General features: G+C 63.6%; 13 protein-coding genes. 3 read left to right on the forward strand and 10 right to left on the reverse strand.

The genetic code is table 11. The features are described 5' to 3' along the window. From QCE73_RS20750 to QCE73_RS20785, 8 genes are all read right to left on the reverse strand, one after another. Entirely contained in the window at positions 1–2,064 is a 2,064-nt protein-coding gene (locus tag QCE73_RS20750) for a hydantoinase/oxoprolinase family protein (RefSeq protein WP_309883362.1), read from the reverse strand. A 653-nt stretch (positions 2,065–2,717) separates the two neighbouring features. Next, on the reverse strand, positions 2,718–3,467 hold the full coding sequence (locus QCE73_RS20755; protein WP_309883363.1) for a TetR/AcrR family transcriptional regulator: 750 nt from the start codon (positions 3,465–3,467) through the stop codon (positions 2,718–2,720). Positions 3,468–3,703: 236 nt separating this feature from the next. Further along, positions 3,704–5,257, reverse strand: a complete 1,554-nt coding sequence (locus QCE73_RS20760; RefSeq protein WP_309883364.1) for a DHA2 family efflux MFS transporter permease subunit — start codon at positions 5,255–5,257, stop codon at positions 3,704–3,706. Between the two features lie 58 nt (positions 5,258–5,315). Continuing rightward, complete coding sequence (locus tag QCE73_RS20765; RefSeq protein WP_309883365.1) at positions 5,316–6,509, reverse strand: HlyD family efflux transporter periplasmic adaptor subunit; 1,194 nt, start codon at positions 6,507–6,509, stop codon at positions 5,316–5,318. Positions 6,510–6,536: 27 nt separating this feature from the next. After that, positions 6,537–8,006 (reverse strand): efflux transporter outer membrane subunit, encoded by a 1,470-nt coding sequence (locus tag QCE73_RS20770; protein WP_309883366.1) that lies wholly within the window; start codon positions 8,004–8,006, stop codon positions 6,537–6,539. Between the two features lie 58 nt (positions 8,007–8,064). After that, positions 8,065–8,502, reverse strand: a complete 438-nt coding sequence (locus QCE73_RS20775; protein WP_309883367.1) for a MarR family transcriptional regulator — start codon at positions 8,500–8,502, stop codon at positions 8,065–8,067. An 80-nt stretch (positions 8,503–8,582) separates the two neighbouring features. Next, a complete protein-coding gene (locus QCE73_RS20780) occupies positions 8,583–9,278 on the reverse strand; it encodes a CBS domain-containing protein (protein ID WP_309884177.1) in 696 nt (231 codons plus the stop codon). A gap of 161 nt (positions 9,279–9,439) precedes the next feature. Then, the gene (locus tag QCE73_RS20785; RefSeq protein WP_309883368.1) at positions 9,440–10,258 is read right to left on the reverse strand and encodes an alpha/beta hydrolase; all 819 of its coding nucleotides are present in this window, start codon (positions 10,256–10,258) and stop codon (positions 9,440–9,442) included. Positions 10,259–10,661: 403 nt separating this feature from the next. On the opposite strand from QCE73_RS20785, the gene QCE73_RS20790 reads away from it, so the two are divergent. After that, positions 10,662–13,796 carry an acetoacetate--CoA ligase gene (locus QCE73_RS20790; protein ID WP_309883369.1) on the forward strand — a complete coding sequence of 1,045 codons (3,135 nt, stop codon included), beginning with the start codon at positions 10,662–10,664 and terminating at the stop codon, positions 13,794–13,796. A 57-nt stretch (positions 13,797–13,853) separates the two neighbouring features. Here QCE73_RS20790 and murJ read toward each other — a convergent pair whose 3' ends face one another. Then, the gene (murJ, locus tag QCE73_RS20795) at positions 13,854–15,227 is read right to left on the reverse strand and encodes a murein biosynthesis integral membrane protein MurJ (RefSeq protein ID WP_051627049.1); all 1,374 of its coding nucleotides are present in this window, start codon (positions 15,225–15,227) and stop codon (positions 13,854–13,856) included. Between the two features lie 112 nt (positions 15,228–15,339). On the opposite strand from murJ, the gene QCE73_RS20800 reads away from it, so the two are divergent. Then, positions 15,340–16,536 carry a glycosyl hydrolase family 28-related protein gene (locus tag QCE73_RS20800; RefSeq protein ID WP_309883370.1) on the forward strand — a complete coding sequence of 399 codons (1,197 nt, stop codon included), beginning with the start codon at positions 15,340–15,342 and terminating at the stop codon, positions 16,534–16,536. An 87-nt stretch (positions 16,537–16,623) separates the two neighbouring features. Next, positions 16,624–16,950: a hypothetical protein gene (locus tag QCE73_RS20805; protein ID WP_309883371.1), complete on the forward strand. Its 327-nt coding sequence runs from the start codon at positions 16,624–16,626 to the stop codon at positions 16,948–16,950. Between the two features lie 56 nt (positions 16,951–17,006). Here QCE73_RS20805 and QCE73_RS20810 read toward each other — a convergent pair whose 3' ends face one another. Then, positions 17,007–17,525: an OmpA family protein gene (locus QCE73_RS20810; protein ID WP_309883372.1), complete on the reverse strand. Its 519-nt coding sequence runs from the start codon at positions 17,523–17,525 to the stop codon at positions 17,007–17,009. Positions 17,526–17,562 lie beyond the last annotated feature (37 nt).

A 17,562-nucleotide genomic window follows, 5' to 3' on the forward strand; every position in this document is an offset into this window, starting at 1 on the left:
TTAGTCCAGGCTTTCGATGACGTAGGTCTGGTAGTGGTCGAGCACCGCTTCCTGGCCGGGATAGATGACGATCGTCGTCGCGGGTTCCTCGATGATCGACGGTCCCGCGATGATGTTGCCGGGTGTCACTTTCGTGCCGTCGTACACCGGCACGTCGAGATAACCCAGGCCTTCGAAGCTCGCCGAACGCGTGCCCTTGCGCGCCTGATCGGGCTTCTCCGAGCCGAACGGCTGGCTGCGGTACTTCATCGTGTCGCGCGTGCCGATGAGGTCGGAGCGCACACTCAGAATTTCGACCGGCTGTTCCGGCCGCTTGAACGAGTAGAGCTTCGCGTGCAGATCGTGGAAGTCCTGCAAGGTCTTCTTGAGCGTGAGATCCGACACGCGCTTCGTGCGCGAGCGGATCGGCACGGTCACTTCGTGCGTCTGGCCGACATAGCGCATGTCGATCGAGCGCTGTGCGACGACTTCGATCACACCGTGCGCCGAGGCGAGAAGCGCTTCCGGTTCACGCTCGATATCCTCGAAGATGCCGTTGAGCACATCGAGATCCACCTGGCCGATACGCGCGATGTAACTCTTGACCTTCGAAATCTTGAAGTCCGATATGAGGCAGCCGAGCGCGCAGAACACCCCGGCGTTCTTCGGCACGAGCACCGTCTTGATGCCGAGGTCCTTCGCCTGCACGCCCATGTGGATCGGCCCGGCGCCGCCGAACGCCATCAGCGCGAAGTCACGCGGGTCGCGTCCGCGCGACACCGACACGTAGCGCACCGCGTTGGTCATCGCACCGTTGGAGATGCGGAAGATGCCGCTCGCCGCCTCTTCCACCGAAATGCCCAGCGGCTCGGCGATGCGCGTGCGGACCGCTTCGCGTGCCGCCTCGATATCGAGCGCGATCTTTCCGCCGCCGATGGCGCCCGGATTCAGGTAGCCGAGAATCAGATTGGCGTCGGTGACGGTCGGCTCCTTGCCGCCGCGCCCATAGCAGGCAGGGCCGGGGTTGGAACTCGCGCTGCGCGGGCCGACGCGCAACGCGCCGCCTTCGTCGATCCAGGCGATCGAACCGCCTCCCGTCCCGATCGAGTGGATGTCGATCATCGGCGCGGCAACGCGATAGCGATTGACCCACGAATCGACACCGATGTCCGGCGCACCGTCGTTGATGAGGCAGACGTCGTAGCTCGTGCCGCCCATATCGACCGCGATGATGTCCTTGAACCCCGACCACTCGCCCACGGCGATCGCCGCCGTCACGCCGCCGGAAGGCCCCGACTGGATGAGCTCCACGCCGCGTTCCGTGCAGTAGGCGAGATCCATCACGCCGCCGTTCGAGAGCTTGATGAACAGCTTGCCGCCGAAACCGCTCTCGACGAGGCGCGCTTCCAGTCTGCGCAGATAGTTGCTGAGTTTCGGGCTCAGATAGGCGTTGAGCAGCGTGGTGCTGAAGCGCTCGAACTCGCGCACTTGCGGCAGCACTTCGGACGAGATGGAAATGTGCGCGTCCGGCAACTCTTCGCGAACGATCTCGCGAGCGCGAATTTCATGGACGGCATTCTGGAACGAAAACAGAAAGCAGATCGCCACCGATTCGACGCCGAGCTTCCTGAGTTCGCGCGCCGCCTCGCGCACTTCAGCTTCGTCGAGATGGAAAACGATCTTGCCTTCGCTATCGATCCGCTCGGTCACGCCCTTGCGCTTCTGGCGCGGCACGATCGGAAAGGGTGCCGGAAGACGGATGTCGAAATGGTCTTCCTTGAAGCCGGTGCGCAGTTCGATGATGTCGCGAAAGCCTTTCGTCGTGATCATCCCGGTGTTGGCCCCCGCATACTCCAGGATGGCGTTGGTGACGACCGTTGTTCCGAGAACGAAGGAACTCGTCTCGCGGAACAGCGTCTGCACGTCGGTGTGAAAATGCTCGGCCATCATGGCCACTGCATTGAGAATGCCGGTTGCCTCATCGGAAGGTGTGGTCAGCGTCTTGCCGCTGAATGTTTCACCTCCATTTCGGACAACGAAATCTGTAAATGTCCCACCGACGTCGATACCAATTTCGTAACCCACGAACGCTCTCCCTTATCAACGTGCGCGGATCGTCTCCGATGCCCGCGCTCATGCCGGATTTCGTCTTCGGAACTTGCTGTGTTCATCGGACGACCGCGCAGTTCGACAGCGCCGCACGACGTCCCGATGTGAATCAGGAGCCGTGGAGCCGCCGATCTGCCACCTTGCAAAGCCACATGCAAATGATTTCGATGCGCCGGAAAAAGCTCATGGGCGCGGATTTTCCTGCGCGCCATCGTGACCCGTCGCCAATACCGAACGCGACCGACTGTCTCGATGTCGTTCCTACGTCAATCAATTTATAGGTAACGCTACACATAAAGTATAGGTACTTTAACCATCAAATCAAGATAGCTCGGCGGCTTGACCGCAATCTTATGGGCTAGGACATACCCTGAGTTTTCTAATCAATAGGTATGTCGACCGATTAAAGTGCATACATAGATCGACATGGGGAATGCGGCAGCGCGCACGTAGACAGGCGGATCGACCAAAGGAGTCGATAGCGCCGCATGGCGGGCGATCATTGTGAGGAGAGGCTGTAAGGAGGGAGACAGCGATGGCCCAGGCGCGAGGGCTTTGATTCGACTATGCGACAGAGAGGACTTTGTGGCGACGCGCCGACGGCGAGTCGCCGAAACACGACATGCAGGTCAGGTCGAGGCGTTGCTCAGCGCTCTCCAGACGCCCTTTGTCGCGCGTCGCAGCGCGTCACGCTCGGGCACGCTCGGTCCGCTGCGTCGGCAGAAAACGATGAGTCCCTGGACATGGGCCATGATCAGCGTGCCGCGCATGGTGCATTCTTCGGCCGACAGGTTTGGATTGATCGCCGCGATGAGGTCGATCCAGATCTGGCAGAGTTGCTTGTTCCCTTCCACGACGAGTTCGCTTACGCCCTTGTCGCGCTCCGCCAGCGTCCAGATGTCGAGGCAGAAGGCGGCCACGCTGGACTTCGGCTGGCTCGCATCGACCAGAACGTCGTCGAAAAAATCGTCGATCAGTGCATCGAGACGCGCTTCGGGCGTGCGAAGCTTGTTCCTGCTCAGCTTGGAATAACGCTCGATATAGCGGCTGTAGGATTCGCGGATCGTCGCATGCAGCAGTTGGTCCCGCGTGCCGAAGTAGTGCTGGAGGGTGCTCAGTCGTAACCCGACGGCCTGAGCGACACGGTTCGCGCTGTAGCCCGCGTAGCCTTCGGATGCGAAAACGTCGATTGACGCTTCGAGGATTTCAGGAATGCGGCTCGCCTTGTTTCCGCGCAATCTCACTTTCGTCTCGGTAGGCTTGTCCCGTTCTTTACCTTGAATGTCCGCCGAAGTGATTTTGATCGCCATCGTTTTCATCAGGAAGTTCCAGTATCGAAATTTCTCGTCTTCGCGGTATCGGTGGATAGTTGCGCTCATCGCGCGGCGTCCCGGTCGCCATTCGCCGGACAGTTGCAGGCTATGCAACTATGCCACGTCCTGATATTAGCATGTCAGAGCGGGGAAATAGGTTCTATTACCTATAACCGGACGAGATGGCGCGGCGCTGGTCTCCAGCGTGCCCGAGAATTTCATTTCGCACTACTCCGATACTTAAAAGACCGATCGAATCATCCGCATTCGCGGATCCAGGCGCATTCGACCCACACCGCAGCTCAGTGCCCGCCAGCCCCCGCCGCGCCCGCACCCGCGCCCTTGCCCGGCTTCGTCAGCCAGATGAGCGGCACGATCGCGATGAAGATCACCGCGGACAGCCAGAAGATATCGTTGAGGCCGAGCATCGCGGCCTGCGTTGTCAACGAGCGCTCGAAGAAAGCCAGCGCCTGCGCAGGACTGCCGCCGAGCGTGCTTTGCACCGAACCGATCGCATCGACGAACGTGGGGTTATGCACGCTCGCCTGCTCGACGAGCTGCGAGTGATGCAGGATGGTCCGGTCATTCCAGCCCGTGCTCGCGAGCGATGTGCCGACCGCGCCCGCGAACACGCGCACGAAGTTCGACAAGCCCGCCGCCGCCGGAATCTTCGCGGGCGGCAGGCCCGACAGGATGATGGCCGTCAGCGGCACGAAGAAGAGCGCGGTGGGAATGCCCTGCAGCAGCGTCGGCACGACGAGCGTGAACGTATCCACGCCGGTCGTGTAGTGCGAGCGCATGAAGAACACCGCCGCGAATCCGAGAAAGGCGAGCGTGGCGAGCACGCGGGCGTCGGATCGCGGCATCAGCTTGCCCATCACCGGCGCGAGAATCACGGCGAAGATGCCGAGCGGCGCGGTGACGAGACCGGCATCGACGGAACGGTAGTTGAGATATTCCTGCATCCATTGCGGAAGCAGCACGAGGTTCGAGAAGAACACCGCATACGCGACGGAAATCGCGACCGTCCCGCCCAGAAAGTTGCGCCCCATGAAAAGCTTGATGTCGATCACCGGATTTTTCTCCGTCAGCTCCCAGATCAGAAAGAACACGAAGCTGATGAGCGCGAACACGCCCAGCGCGACGATCACCGGCGAATTGAACCAGTCGAGGTCCTTGCCCTTGTCGAGCATGATTTGCAGCGACGCCACCCACGCGATCAGCGAGATCAGTCCGACCTTGTCGATCGGCACGCGCTTCGCCGGTGTTTCGCGCTCGCGATAGATCGCCCATGTCACGCCCGCCGCGAACAGCCCGACCGGAATGTTGATGTAGAAGATCCACGACCACGAATAGCTGTCGGTGATCCAGCCGCCGAGCGCGGGACCGGCGATCGGTCCCACGGTCGCGGTCATCGCCCAGAGCGAGAGCGCGGTCGAGCTTTTCTCCTTCGGATAGGAGCCGAGCAGAATCGCCTGCGACAGCGGAATCAGCGGACCGGCCACCGCGCCTTGCAGAATGCGCGCGGCGAGCAGCACGGGCAGATTCGGCGCGATGCCGCACAGCCACGACGACACGACGAACAGCAGGATCGCCCAGACGAACAGCTTGATCTGGCCGACGCGCTGCGTGAGCCAGCCCGTGAGCGGAATCGAGATGGCGTTGGCGGCGGCGAACAGCGTGATGACCCACGTGCCTTCATCGACCGAGACGCCGAGATTGCCCGCGATCGTCGGAATCGCGACGTTGGCGATCGACGAGTCGAGCACGTTCATGAAGGTCGCGAGCGCAACGGCAAGTGTCGCGAGGACGAGCTTGCCGCCTTGCAGCGGCGCGGGTTGCGTGGTCGGGTTCATGGCTTTACCTGATTTGTTGATGACTGACCTGTCAGATATTTGGACGAAAAAATGCGCGTCAGCGTGACGTCACGTTTTCCGCGATGATCCTTTCGATCTCCGCGTTCGCCTCGTCGCCGTAGTGGCTGAAGACATCGGTTCGATACGACGTCGTCGATGCCGCGCCGAGTTGCGTGCCGGACTGATCGCGCGTTTCGACGTCCGTCTGCATCGACAAACCGATGCGCAGCGGATGCGCGTCCAGATCGCGCTGATCGAGCCGGATGCGCACCGGCAGACGCTGCACGACCTTGATCCAGTTGCCGGTCGCGTTCTGCGCGGGCAGCACCGCGAAGGCCGCGCCCGTGCCCGCCGAAAATCCTTCGACATGACCGTGGTACTTCACCTTCGCGCCGTACGCATCGGCGGTCAGCGTGACCGGCTGGCCGATGCGCATATGCGCCAGTTGCACTTCCTTGAAGTTGGCATCGACCCAGACGCCGTCGAGCGGGACGATCGCCATGAGCGGCGTGCCCGGCGCGACGCGCTGGCCGACCTGCACCGAGCGGCGCGCGACATAGCCTGTCACCGGCGCGGGCAGCGTATTGCGCGCGTTGTCGAGCCACGCGTCGCGCACCTTCGCGGCGGCGGCCTGCACATTCGGATGCCGTTCGATCGACGTGCGGTCGGTCAGCGCGTGATTCGACTCGGCCTGCTGCCGGCCCGCGTCGAGTGCTGCCTGCGCGGCGCTCACGGCATCGCGCGCATGAGCGATGTCCTCGCCCGAGACCGCGCCGGTGTCGGCGATCGCCATGCGGCGCTTCAGGTCCGACTGCGCGCGCGTCAGATCGGACTGGCGCTGCGCGACCGTCGCCGCGTAGTACGCGTTGTTGACGTACAGGCTGCTCACTTGCCGCACCGTTTGCGCGAGATTCGCTTCGGCATTGGCGAGCGCGACCTTCGCGTCGGCGGCGTCGAGCGTGACGACGGGATCGCCCTGATGGACGATCTGCGTGTCGTCGGCGTTCACGGCGATCACCGTGCCGCTCACTTCGGGCGTCAGTTGCACGAGATTGCCGCTGACGTAGGCATCGTCGGTCGATTCGAAGAAACGGCCCGTCGTGTAGTAATAGCCGGCCCAGCCCGCGCCGCCGAGCGCGATCGCCGCCGCGAGCAGCGAGAGCAGCAGCTTGCGCTTGCTGCGCGGTTGGGTCGTCGTGTCGGCCGCCGATTGATTCGCGTCCGTGCGTTCGGTGGTGATGGTGTCGCTCATGTCAGTGCTCCGTTCCCTGTTGGCCGATCAGCGTGCGGCGAGCGCATCGGCTGATGTATCCGTGTAGCCGCCGCCCAGCGCGGCCGCGAGCGCGATCTGCTGATCGCGCCGGTCCATCTTCAGATTCGCGACCGCGCGTTCGGACGCGAGCGCGTTGGTCTCCGCGTTCAGCACGGTCAACTGGTTCGCGAGGCCCGCGCGGTATTGCGTGAGCGCCAGTCGCTGCGCGCTGTGCGCCGCGTCCTGCGCGACGTTCGCATCGACGAGTTGCGCATCGGTCGAGCGAATCTGCGAGAGGTTCGTGGCGACGTCGTTCAGCGCGGTGACGAGCGTCTGGTCATAGGTCGCGACGGCGTAGTCGAAGCCGGCGTAGCGGTCCTTGAGTTGCGCTCGCAGCGCGCCGCCGTCGAAAATCGGCAGATGGATCGCCGGGCCTGCGGACACGGTGCGGCTTGCCGCCGTCAGCAGCCGGCCGAAGCCGAACGCGTCGAGGCCGAGCGACGCGCTCAGGTTGATGTCGGGGTAGAACTCCGCCTTCGCTTCCTTGATGTCGTGCGTCATCGCGTCGACACGCCAGCGCGCCGCGACGATATCCGGTCGGCGGCTCACGAGATCGGCGGGAAGATTGCCGGGCAGACGCACTTCATCGCCGATGCCGAGCTGCGGACGCGCGATCGACAAGCCACGGTCCGGACCCTTGCCGACGAGCGCCGCGAGCTGATAGCGCGTCGCGACGATACGGCCATCGAGCGCGGACAGCGCCGACCGGCTCGACGCGAGATCGGCTTCGGCGGTCTTGCGTTCGACTTCGGTATCGAGCCCGTTGGCGATGCGGCCCGCGGTGATGCGCACGATCTTGTCGCGCTCGTCGACCTCGCTCTGCGCGATGTCGTGCAGCGCATAAAGCCGCGCGAGCTGGTTGTACGTGCGCGCGATGGACGTGTCGAGCGCGAGCCGCACGGCTTCCGCGTCGGCGCGGCTCGCCTGCACTTGCGACACGGCGGATTTGAGCGCCTCGCGGTTCTTGCCCCACAGATCGAGATCGTAGGAAGCGGACAGCAGCCCCTTGTTCTCCGACTGCCACGAACCGGCGTACGGCGGCGGCACGAGCGCGTTCTCGGAAAATCGCTGGCGTGTGTAGGAATAGGACGCATCGACGCGCGGCAGCGTGCCCGCTTTCGCGGTTTCGCTATACGCAGAGGCCGCCGCGATACGGGCGCGCGCCTGTTCGAGCGTCGGGCTGCCGGCGAGCGCTTCGTCGAGCAGCGCGCGCAGTTGCGCATCGCCGAACTGATCGGCCCAGTCGGACGCCGGCCAGCGGCCTTCATCGGCGGGCAGGCTCTGCTGCGTCGCGTAGTCTTGCGGCTGCGCCGGTTCCTTGTCGCTATGGATGCCTGCGTAGTTCGCACACGCCGAAAGCACCGCGGCGAGCATCAACGTGACGCCGGTCCGCGCGATCCGCGAACCGAACGTGCTGCGATTTTCTTGCTTTTTCATTTTCTGACCTGTCAGATAAATGGACGAAAAAAATGCGCGGACGCCGTGCGCCGCGCGCTCAGTCTTCGAGAAACTTGTTCAGCAGCCGGCGGAATTCCTGGAACTCGCTCTTGCTGAACTTCCTGAGGCGCTTGTTCAGCACGACCGGCGCGATATGCGGCAACTCCGCCGCGACTTTCTCGCCTGCCTTGGTCAGCGTGAGATTCACGACGCGGCGATCTTCCAGACTGCGCGTGCGTTGCAGTAAATCGCGCGCTTCGAGTTTGTCGAGCATGCGCGTCATGAGGCCGGTGTCGATGCCGAGCAGTTTCGACAACTCGAACGGCGTCTGCGTCTTGCCGCCGCGCATGGACATGAGAATCCCCATTTGCTGCGTGGTGATGCCGAGATCTTTCAGCGCGGCGTCGAGTTCCGCGGCCAGCAGGTTGCGCGCCTTGTTGACCGCGAAACCGACGCTCTGCGTCAGTGTGAAGCTTTCGGGAGTGTAATGGTCCATGCCTGTTCTCCAGTGCGGCGAACTGCCATGGAACGTAACTTTACTGCAAAGTCAGATTTTGTCAACGTCTATTTCTTCACTTAGAGACCGGGCATGATTGGATAAGGAATCGTGTGATCCTCGACGCGCTTCACGCCCGGGATGCTTTCCGACGCGATCCGCATGGCGTCGAGCTGATCTCTCGACCAGACCGTGCCCCACAAATGCACGACGCCTTCACGCACAACGATATTGCGCCCCGGAAACGCCCAGCCGCGTCCCGCGAGGTCGCCCATCAGCATCGCGCGGATTTCCGCATCGCTTGCCAGCGCTTGCGGCGCGGCTTCGATGGCAAGCGACGACGCCAGCGCCTGCACCAGATTCGAACGGCTGACTATGCCGACGAGACGGCCGTCGCGCAGCACCGGCACGCGCTTGATGTGATGGCTTTCGAGCACCGCGGCGATATCGGCGAGCGACGTCTCCTCTTTCACGCAGATGGGCTCGCGGCTCATGATTTCGCCGACCGTCGGCGCATGCGACCTGATGTAGTCGGCCGCGCCGCCGTCGGAGCCGAGCATGTCGAGCCACCACGAGCGGCGCTTGCGCTTCTCGGTGCCGATCTCTTCCCGATGCAGCAGATCGCCCTCGCTGACCATGCCGATGACCTGCCCTTCCTGATCGACGACGGGCGCAGCGCTGATGCGATGCTCCACGAGCAATCGCGCCAGTTCATGCACTCTGGTTTCGGGCGTGACGGAAACGACGGGGGAAGTCATTACATCGCGTGCTTGCATCATGTGCTCCGGAAGTCGATTGACGAGGCCGTATCGACATGCGCGCTTCTGCTCGCGCAAGTCCGGAATCACTTTAAGGATCGACGTGCTTTTAACCGTTGACCTGCATCAAGCATTTCGCTGGAGCACACCTGCGGCCGACGGACGCGGCCCCGCCCGGCTCAATGTGCGTCGATGAACGCGGTGACATCGGCGAGAACGGGCGAATCCTTGCGCCGCTTCGCCGAAAATGACTTGACGACCGTATCGTGGCCGTAGCCCGCGTATTTCTTGAGCACGACGGCATCGTGATGCGCGCGCAAAGCCTCGGCGAAACGATCGCTGTTGCGCGGATCGACATCGGTATCCGCCGTGCCCGCGGCGAGCAGCATCGGCGGTTCGTTTCCCGAAACGAACGCGATGGGCAACGCTCCCGCGCGCAATGCTGCCGGAAAGATCTCGTCCATGTGCGGGTCGCTCGTCGGGATGGCGGCGTACGGCCCCGCGAGTCCGATCATCCCCGCAAGCGACGTGTTCGCGATGCCCTGCGCGGCCAGATAGCGCGGATCGGTCGCGAGCATGGCGGCCATGTGCGCGCCCGACGAATGACCCATCAGGAAGATGCGCCGGGGATCGCCGCCGAACTCGTGCGCGTGATCGCGCGCCCAGCGCACGGCTGCGGCGGCGTCATCGAGAAAGCCCGGAAAAACCGCCTCCGGATAGATGCGGTAGTCCGGCGCGACCGTCACGATGCCGTGCGCGGCGAGCGCTTCGCCCACGTCGCGCGAGTCCGATCGATGCCCGCTCTGCCAGCCCCCGCCGTAGAAGTACACGACGACGGGCAGATTCGCGCGATCGCGTGATTCGGGCGCGTAGACGTCGAGCCGCTCGCGCGGCTCCTTGCCATAGGCAATGCCGTCGGCGCGCTCGGTGCCGTGCTCGAACGCGCGCGTCGCGACTACGCCGCCCACACATGCTGCCAGCGCCAGCGCCAGCGCCATGAATTTTCTTCTTGCCGGGAAATGCATATTGCCGTCTGTTCTCCAACTTTCCAACTGCCATTAGACGCTGTGCAATTGCGAATGTCCGTACGCAAGATATCGAAAGCTTTTTGCAAGAATATAGTTCGTTCTCCAATCTGTTGCATGGCGTGATGCATGGCATCAAGTGTCATTCATACCGATTCCTGACACGTGCCTGCAACCAGCCGACGACTTTTGTATCTCTCCGCACATTACGACACGATCTGGCTGGATACGCTTCATCGTCGATGACACCGGTCCGCCCGGAATCGGACCTCACATATCGAGAGCGCCCAAGGCGCCGCGCACAACTCAAAGAGTCAAGAAAAATAAGGCAAGCCGTCGGGACTCGGTATTGCCATAACCGCTGAGGGAGCTTCACATGGATCGTTCGGAACCGCCCAACGAGGCGAGAGCACGCCTGCCGATTTTCGACCAGGAACCTGTTCGCACCGCACAGTCTCAGATGACTGCGTTCACCGCGGCGCTGCAGGCACACACGGGCCGGCCATTCACACACTACGACGAACTGCACGACTTCTCGGTCCGGGACTATCGCGTCTTCTGGAAGTGTTTCATGCAATGGACGCATGGACTGAAGTGGTCGGGCGATGCGGAGCCCGTGTGCGTCGGCGATATATGCGAGCAAGCGCGTTTCTTTCCCAACGTAACACTGAACTATGCGGAGAATCTGCTCGACTTCGCAGTTGCCCCCGCCGATGCGCCCGCGCTCACCGCCTGCCATGCCGACGGACGCCGCGTGCATCTGACGCGCGGCGAGTTGCGCGCCCGCGTCGCCCGCCTTGCCGATGCGCTCACGCAGCTGGGTCTGCGCGAAGGCGACCGCGTCGCGGGCGTGATGCGCAACGACGCCGATGCGATCGTCACCGCGCTTGCCGTGACCGCGATCGGCGCGACGCTGTCGACCGCCGCGCCCGAGATGGGCATCGAGACGCTGCTCGACCGCTTCACGCAACTGGAGCCGCGTTTCCTGTTCGCGCATACGGCCGCACAGCCGTTCGACACCGGCACGCCGCTCGCGCAAAAAATGGCCTTGCTCGCCGACGCGCTGCCGACGCTCGCGGGCATCGTCAGCCTCGACGGCGATCCTTCGGCCCTGCGCGCCACGCCGCCCGTCAACTCGCTCGACGCATTGCTCGCGGCCGGCGATCCGCGCCGTGTCGAATGGAAGCGCTTCAACTTCAATCATCCGCTCTTCGTGATGTTCTCGTCGGGCACGACCGGCAAGCCGAAGTGCATCGTGCACGGCACGGGCGGCAGCCTGATCGAGCATCTGAAGGAGCATCGGCTGCACTGCGATCTGCGTCCCGGCGATCGCATGTACTTCCACACCAGTTGCGCGTGGATGATGTGGAACTGGCAATTGTCGGCGCTCGCATCGGGCGTCGAAATCGTGACCTACGACGGGCCGATCGCATCGGTCGATACGTTGTGGCGGATCGTCGCCGAAGAGCGCGTCAATGCGTTCGGCACGAGTCCCGCGTATCTGAAGATGTGCGAGGACGCCGGTCTCGTGCCAGCGCGTGAATTCGATTTGAGCGCCCTTCGTTCGATGATGTCGACCGGCGCGATCCTCTTCGACGCGCAGTTCGAATGGGTCCGCAACAACGTGAAGCCGCTGCGGCTGCAGTCCATTTCCGGCGGCACCGATATCCTCGGCTGCTTCGTGCTCGGCAATCCGAATCTTCCCGTGTATGCGGGCGAAGCGCAGTGCAAGAGTCTCGGGTTCGATGTCCAGGCCTGGCGCGACGGCGCGCGCGCGCAAGGCGTCGGCGAACTGGTGTGCGTGAATCCGTTCCCGTCGCGGCCGCTCGGGTTTCTGAACGATCCGGACGGCGAGCGCTTTCACAAGGCGTATTTCAGCGCGAATCCCGGCGTATGGACGCATGGCGACCAGATCGAGTTTCCGCCGGAAGGCACCGCGCGCCTGCATGGGCGCAGCGATGGCGTGCTCGTCGTGCGCGGCATCAATGTCGGGCCGGGCGAGATCTACGGCGTGCTCAACGACATTCCCGAGATACGCGAGGGCATCGTCGTTCAGCAGCGCATGCGCGATGCCGCCAGCGCCGATGGTCCGGGCAATCCCATCGGCGAGCGTCTCGTGCTGCTCGTCACGCTGAAGCCGGGCGCGCGGCTCAACGGGACGCTGATCGCGCGGATTCGCCGCGATCTCGTGCGCCGCACGTCGGCCGCGCATGTGCCGGATGTGATCGCGGCCGTCGACGATCTGCCTATCACGCATAGCGGCAAGCTCACGGAAGCCGCGGTGCGCAACGCGGTCAACGGACTCGACGTGACCAACGCCGCCGCGCTGCGCAATCCCGCCTCGCTCGATGCGATCCGCACGCACCCGGCCTTGCAGCCCCGCTCCGCCGATTCGCCGCAAACCTACGCGACGCGCGAAGAACTGGAACGGCTGCTGCGCACCAAATGGGAGCAGTTGTTCGCCTTCGCGCCGATCGGCCGCGACGACAATTTCTTCGAGCTCGGCGGACATTCGCTGCTGGCGGCGCGGCTCGTCGCGGAATTGCAGCCGGTCATCGGCCGCCCGATTCCGCTCGCGACGATGCTGCGCGCGCCGACCATCGCGAAACTCGCCGACGTGATCGAGAACGGCGCGCTGCCGCAGACATCGGAAGTGCTGGTGCCGATGCGCGAAGGCGATGGCGCGCCGCTCTTCTTCGTGCACAGCGTGACGGGCTCGGTGCTCGAATGCACGCGGCTCATCGGGAGCCTGCGCAAGACGCGCCCGGTGTACGGTCTGCAAGCGATCGGGCTCGACGGTGAAACGCCGCCGCAACGTCGCGTCGAGGAAATGGCGAAAACGTACGTCGACGAGATTCGCAAGGTTCAGCCGACCGGGCCGTATGCGCTCGCCGGCTTTTCTTTCGGCGGGCTGATCGCGCTCGAAATCGCGCAGCAATTGTTCGGCGCGGGCGAGCGCACGGAATTCGTGTGTCTGCTCGACACCTACGTGCAGGAACGCTGGCTGCCGTGGTTCGCGCTGCTCGAATTCAGGCGCGATTATGCGAGCCGGCTGTTGAAGACGCTCTCCGGCATGTCGCCGAAAGCGCGCATCGGTTTCGCGGCGGCCAAGTTCCACGCCGCCGTGAACAAGGTGGCGATGCGGCTCGGGCGTGTGCCGCAGGCGCAGGCGGCACCGGCTGCCGCCGATCCGATGCCGCCGGTCCTGAGGCGCATGCGCGATACGTGCCGCACCGCGATGAACAACTATCGGCCGAAGCCGTACGCGGGCGGGCGGATCGTCTATGTGCGCGCGGCCTTGCGCGACGAGGACCGGGGCGATCCGCTGCCGCTGTATCGCAAGATCGCTCGCGGCGGGCTGACGGTCGCGGAAGTGCCGGGGAACCATGCGGGCGTGATCGAAGAACCGGGCGTCTATGCCGCCGCCGCCGCGCTCGACAGAGACTACGGCGTGGAAGACGAGTCGGAAGTGCGGCGCCGCGGTCACAGCGTCATGGTCCGGCGCGCGTAGAAGTGCTGACAGGATCGTCGGCCGCTCGCCGATAAGGAGCGGCCGACGATCCCGCGATCAGTTGTGACCTTGCTCGCTCTTGCCGACATAAGGCGGCGCGAAGCGGGTCCAGAAGAGATAGCAGGCCAGCACACTGGCCGCGCCCACTCCGGTGCCGAGCGGCACGCCCAGCGGACCGTAGAAGCGAATCAGAACCGCATTGGCCGCCAGCTTGGTCGCGAAGCCCAGCACGGAAATGACCGTGATCGCCCTGTAGCGCGCTTCGCTCGCGAACAACTGGATCAGCACGCACATCCCGAAAGAGAAAGGAATCTGCGAAAGCCCGAAGCGAAACAGGCTCGTGACCGCGATCGTGTCCTCGCTCGTGAACGCGCCCTTCTGAAAGAACAGCTTGATCGCATACGGCGCGAAGATATAGGCGATCGCGGCGCCGACCGAGCCCACGGCCAGCATCACGAACGACCATTTGATGGCCGTGCTGCGCGCCCGCGCATGATCGCCGCGATGCAGGATTTCCGAAAGGATCGGCAGAGTTGCGCGGCTGATCGCGATCGCGCCCATGCTCACGAGCAGCGAGAGCAGGCGGTTCGCATAGCCGAGCGTCGCGATGGCGCCATCGCCCATATGCGCCATGAAATACTGATCGACGGGAAGCCACAGATTCGCGACAACCGAGCCGATCAAGAGCATGCCCATCGAGCGCGTCATGCCCGGCCACTCCTTCGCCCGCAGCGACAGACGCGGACGCGCGGGCACGGCATCGGCTCGTTTAGCGAGTATCCGGAGCCACGCCGCCTGGATCACGATGCCGATCGTCGTGCCCACGATGAGCGGCATGGTCGACGTATTGTCGCGCGCGCTCAGCACGAAAACGAGCAACGCGATCGCCGGCACGCATTCGAGCAGCGTGTTGATGTGCTTTTCGGAAGCCTGGAGCCGGGCGGCCGAGATGCAGATCGTGAAGGCCAGCACGCCGACCGGCGTCATGCCGACGACCATCTGACGGCACATCTCGCGGGTCGATTCGGCGAGGCTTCCCGAGAAGAAGCCCACCATGTGAGGCCAGAAAAAATAGAGCAGCAACGAAAACACGATGCCGATGGCGAGCCCCGCCCCTTCGAGTTCGCCGAGAAGCTGGTTCTGCCGGGCCTTGTCGTTTCTGAGCGCGACGAGCGCGGGAACGAGCAGCACGCTCAACTGGTTCGTGATCGTCGCGGGCAGCCACGTGACGAGCGTGAGCGCGAGCTGATAGGCATCGACGGTGCCGCTGATGCCGTATCGGTACGCGATCGCCATTTCCTTCGATGCGCCGATGAACTTCCCGGCGAGCACGAATAACAGCAGGACGAAAGCGCTCCTCGCGATGCGCTTGTGATCCTGATGAACGCCAAGCAGACGCTCCCTTAGCGATTGCACTGTTGCGGTCAGCACGCTTCCTCCGGCAAATGAATCCGATCCGCGCAGGACCGGCTGGCCGCTTGCGCACCGAGGGAGCGTGCATCAAAGGCGACGGGCAGACTGTTCGCCACGCCACCGGCGCGCGATGATGCGGTTTGGCGCCGGCATTTCGCACGCTCGCCTGGTGTGCTACCGGGCAGAAGTCGGCGGGTATAACGTGCGAGAGTTGCGGCTGCGCGACGGCTTACCGAGGCCTCGCCATCGAGAAATCCAAAGCGTGCATGGGATGTCAATGAAGAAATCGATCGTGGTTGGCGGGATATTGATTGTCGTTTCCTTGCTCGTGATCAACACGCCCGGCGTAACCAGACACTTTCAGACGGTCTACGCTGCCTGGGACGATGGCCGTCTCCTGGATCGCCTTACATTCCATAACCTGATGCGCTGGTGGCGGCAGTTCAGAGACGAGCGCGACAGCGGCGCTCATCGCGCGAGCCTCACCAGTTCGCCGGTCCCGGCGACGGCGAGCTGCCCGGATACTTCCTTCACGCCGCCCAAACTGGTCGATCCGCGCAGCCCGAAGGCGTTCGGCGCCACCGGCAACGGCAAGACCGACGACACCAAAGCATTTCAGGCCGCCGTCGATGCCGGCGACGTGCTCGTGCCCGCTGGAACCTATGTGCTGAATCACACGGTCGTCATCACGGCCAGTAACCGGCATATTCAGTGCGAGCCCGGCGCGACGCTCAAAAAGACGGTCCGCGAGGACAGCAACATGTTCAACTTCGAGGGTCCGTCGACGGGGAACAGTCTCGTCGGCTGTAACTTCGTGGGCGCGAATCCGACTCGCATCCGTGACTGGGACAGCCCCGGACATTACGATATTCCGGTGCAGACCAACGGCGCGGTCGACAACTTCACGCTCGCGGGCAACAGCTTCCGCGATTTCTTCGGCCAGTCGATGTTCCAGACCGAAGGACAAGGCGGCGGGACCGGCGCCGTTCTCGTGTTCAACTCGTTCGCCAACTGCCCGCTCTACGGCATCGCGCTGGTGGGCTCGGTCAAGGGACGCATTGCCTACAATCTGGCGGATAACTGCCGTATGGGCCCCGAGAACAACGACGCCACGCAGGACACCGGCGGCAACGTCCTCGAATGCAACCGCATGATCAACGGCGGCAATATCACGGGCGGGTCGAATGGCGAGGGCGGCGTCGACTATAGCGGGAACGTCGTCCGTCATAACATCCTCGATGGCGGCTATATGCAGGTCAGCCCGCCCGAGCGCGGCAAGGCGGCGAGATATATCGACAACACCTGCAACGACTGCGGGACTGAATAAGCGCTCATTCTTCGCTCATTCTCGACGCCCACAATCCTTCTCAACCGATGCGTGACCACGCCGCACCGCGTTTCCAGGAGAAGGATCATGAAAAAAATCGGTTATGTCGCCGTCGCTACGCTGCTTGGTGTCGGACTGGTGGGTAGCGCTCAGGCGCATGTGTTCGTCGGCATGAGTGTGGGGATGCCTGTTATGCCAGTTATGCCTGTTGCGCCTGTCGTGGCGGTTGCGCCGTATGCGCCCGTGGTTCCGGTGCCGCCCTTTGCGCCGGTTGCGCCGGTTCCGGTCTATGCGCCGCCCGTCGCTTACTACGCGCCGCCCGCACCGGTGTATGCGCCGTCTGTCGCGGTGGGTTACTGGGGCGGGCGTCCGAACTGGGGATATCGGCATTACGCGGCGGGATACTGGAGGTAGTCGGCCGAGTTTCAGCCGACCTCCGACAGCACTCGCCGATCAGCAAGTGACTTGCGTCAGTTCCGTTTTGCCGGCTTGCCCATGATCGCGTCGAGCGATTCGCCGATCACCACGATTTCCGTGCGGCGGTTCTTCGCCTGGCCTTCGGGGGTGGCGTTGCTTGCTGCGGGGCGGTCGTAGGCGAAACCCTTCGTAGTGACGCGCGAGGATGCGATGCCTCGCTCTTCCAGCGCACCCGCGACGGTCTGCGCACGCGATTCGGAGAGCGCCTGGTTGTACTCGTGCGTACCGGTATCGTCGGTGTGACCCTCGACGATCACGGACTTCTTGCTGCGCTTGAGCAGCACGACCGCGCGCTGGATGGCGGGTCCGGAATCGCCGCGCAGACCGGACTTGTCGAAGTCGAAGAGCACGCGGTCGGGCAGACGCACTTGCACGCCTTCGGGCGTTTGGGTGACTTCGATGCCGACCTGCTGATTGAGGGCGATCTCCTTGTCGCGATCGGGGCCGGTGGCACAGGCCGCGAGAAGGGAGATCGAAAGCGCGCACGCGGTGAGGGAGAGGAACTGCTTCATGTTGCTTCCTGCTGTGGTGGTAAAGGGTTTCAGCCCC

This window comes from Caballeronia sp. LZ029, from assembly GCF_031451275.1.
In the GTDB taxonomy this organism is placed as follows: Bacteria; Pseudomonadota; Gammaproteobacteria; order Burkholderiales; family Burkholderiaceae; genus Caballeronia; species Caballeronia jiangsuensis.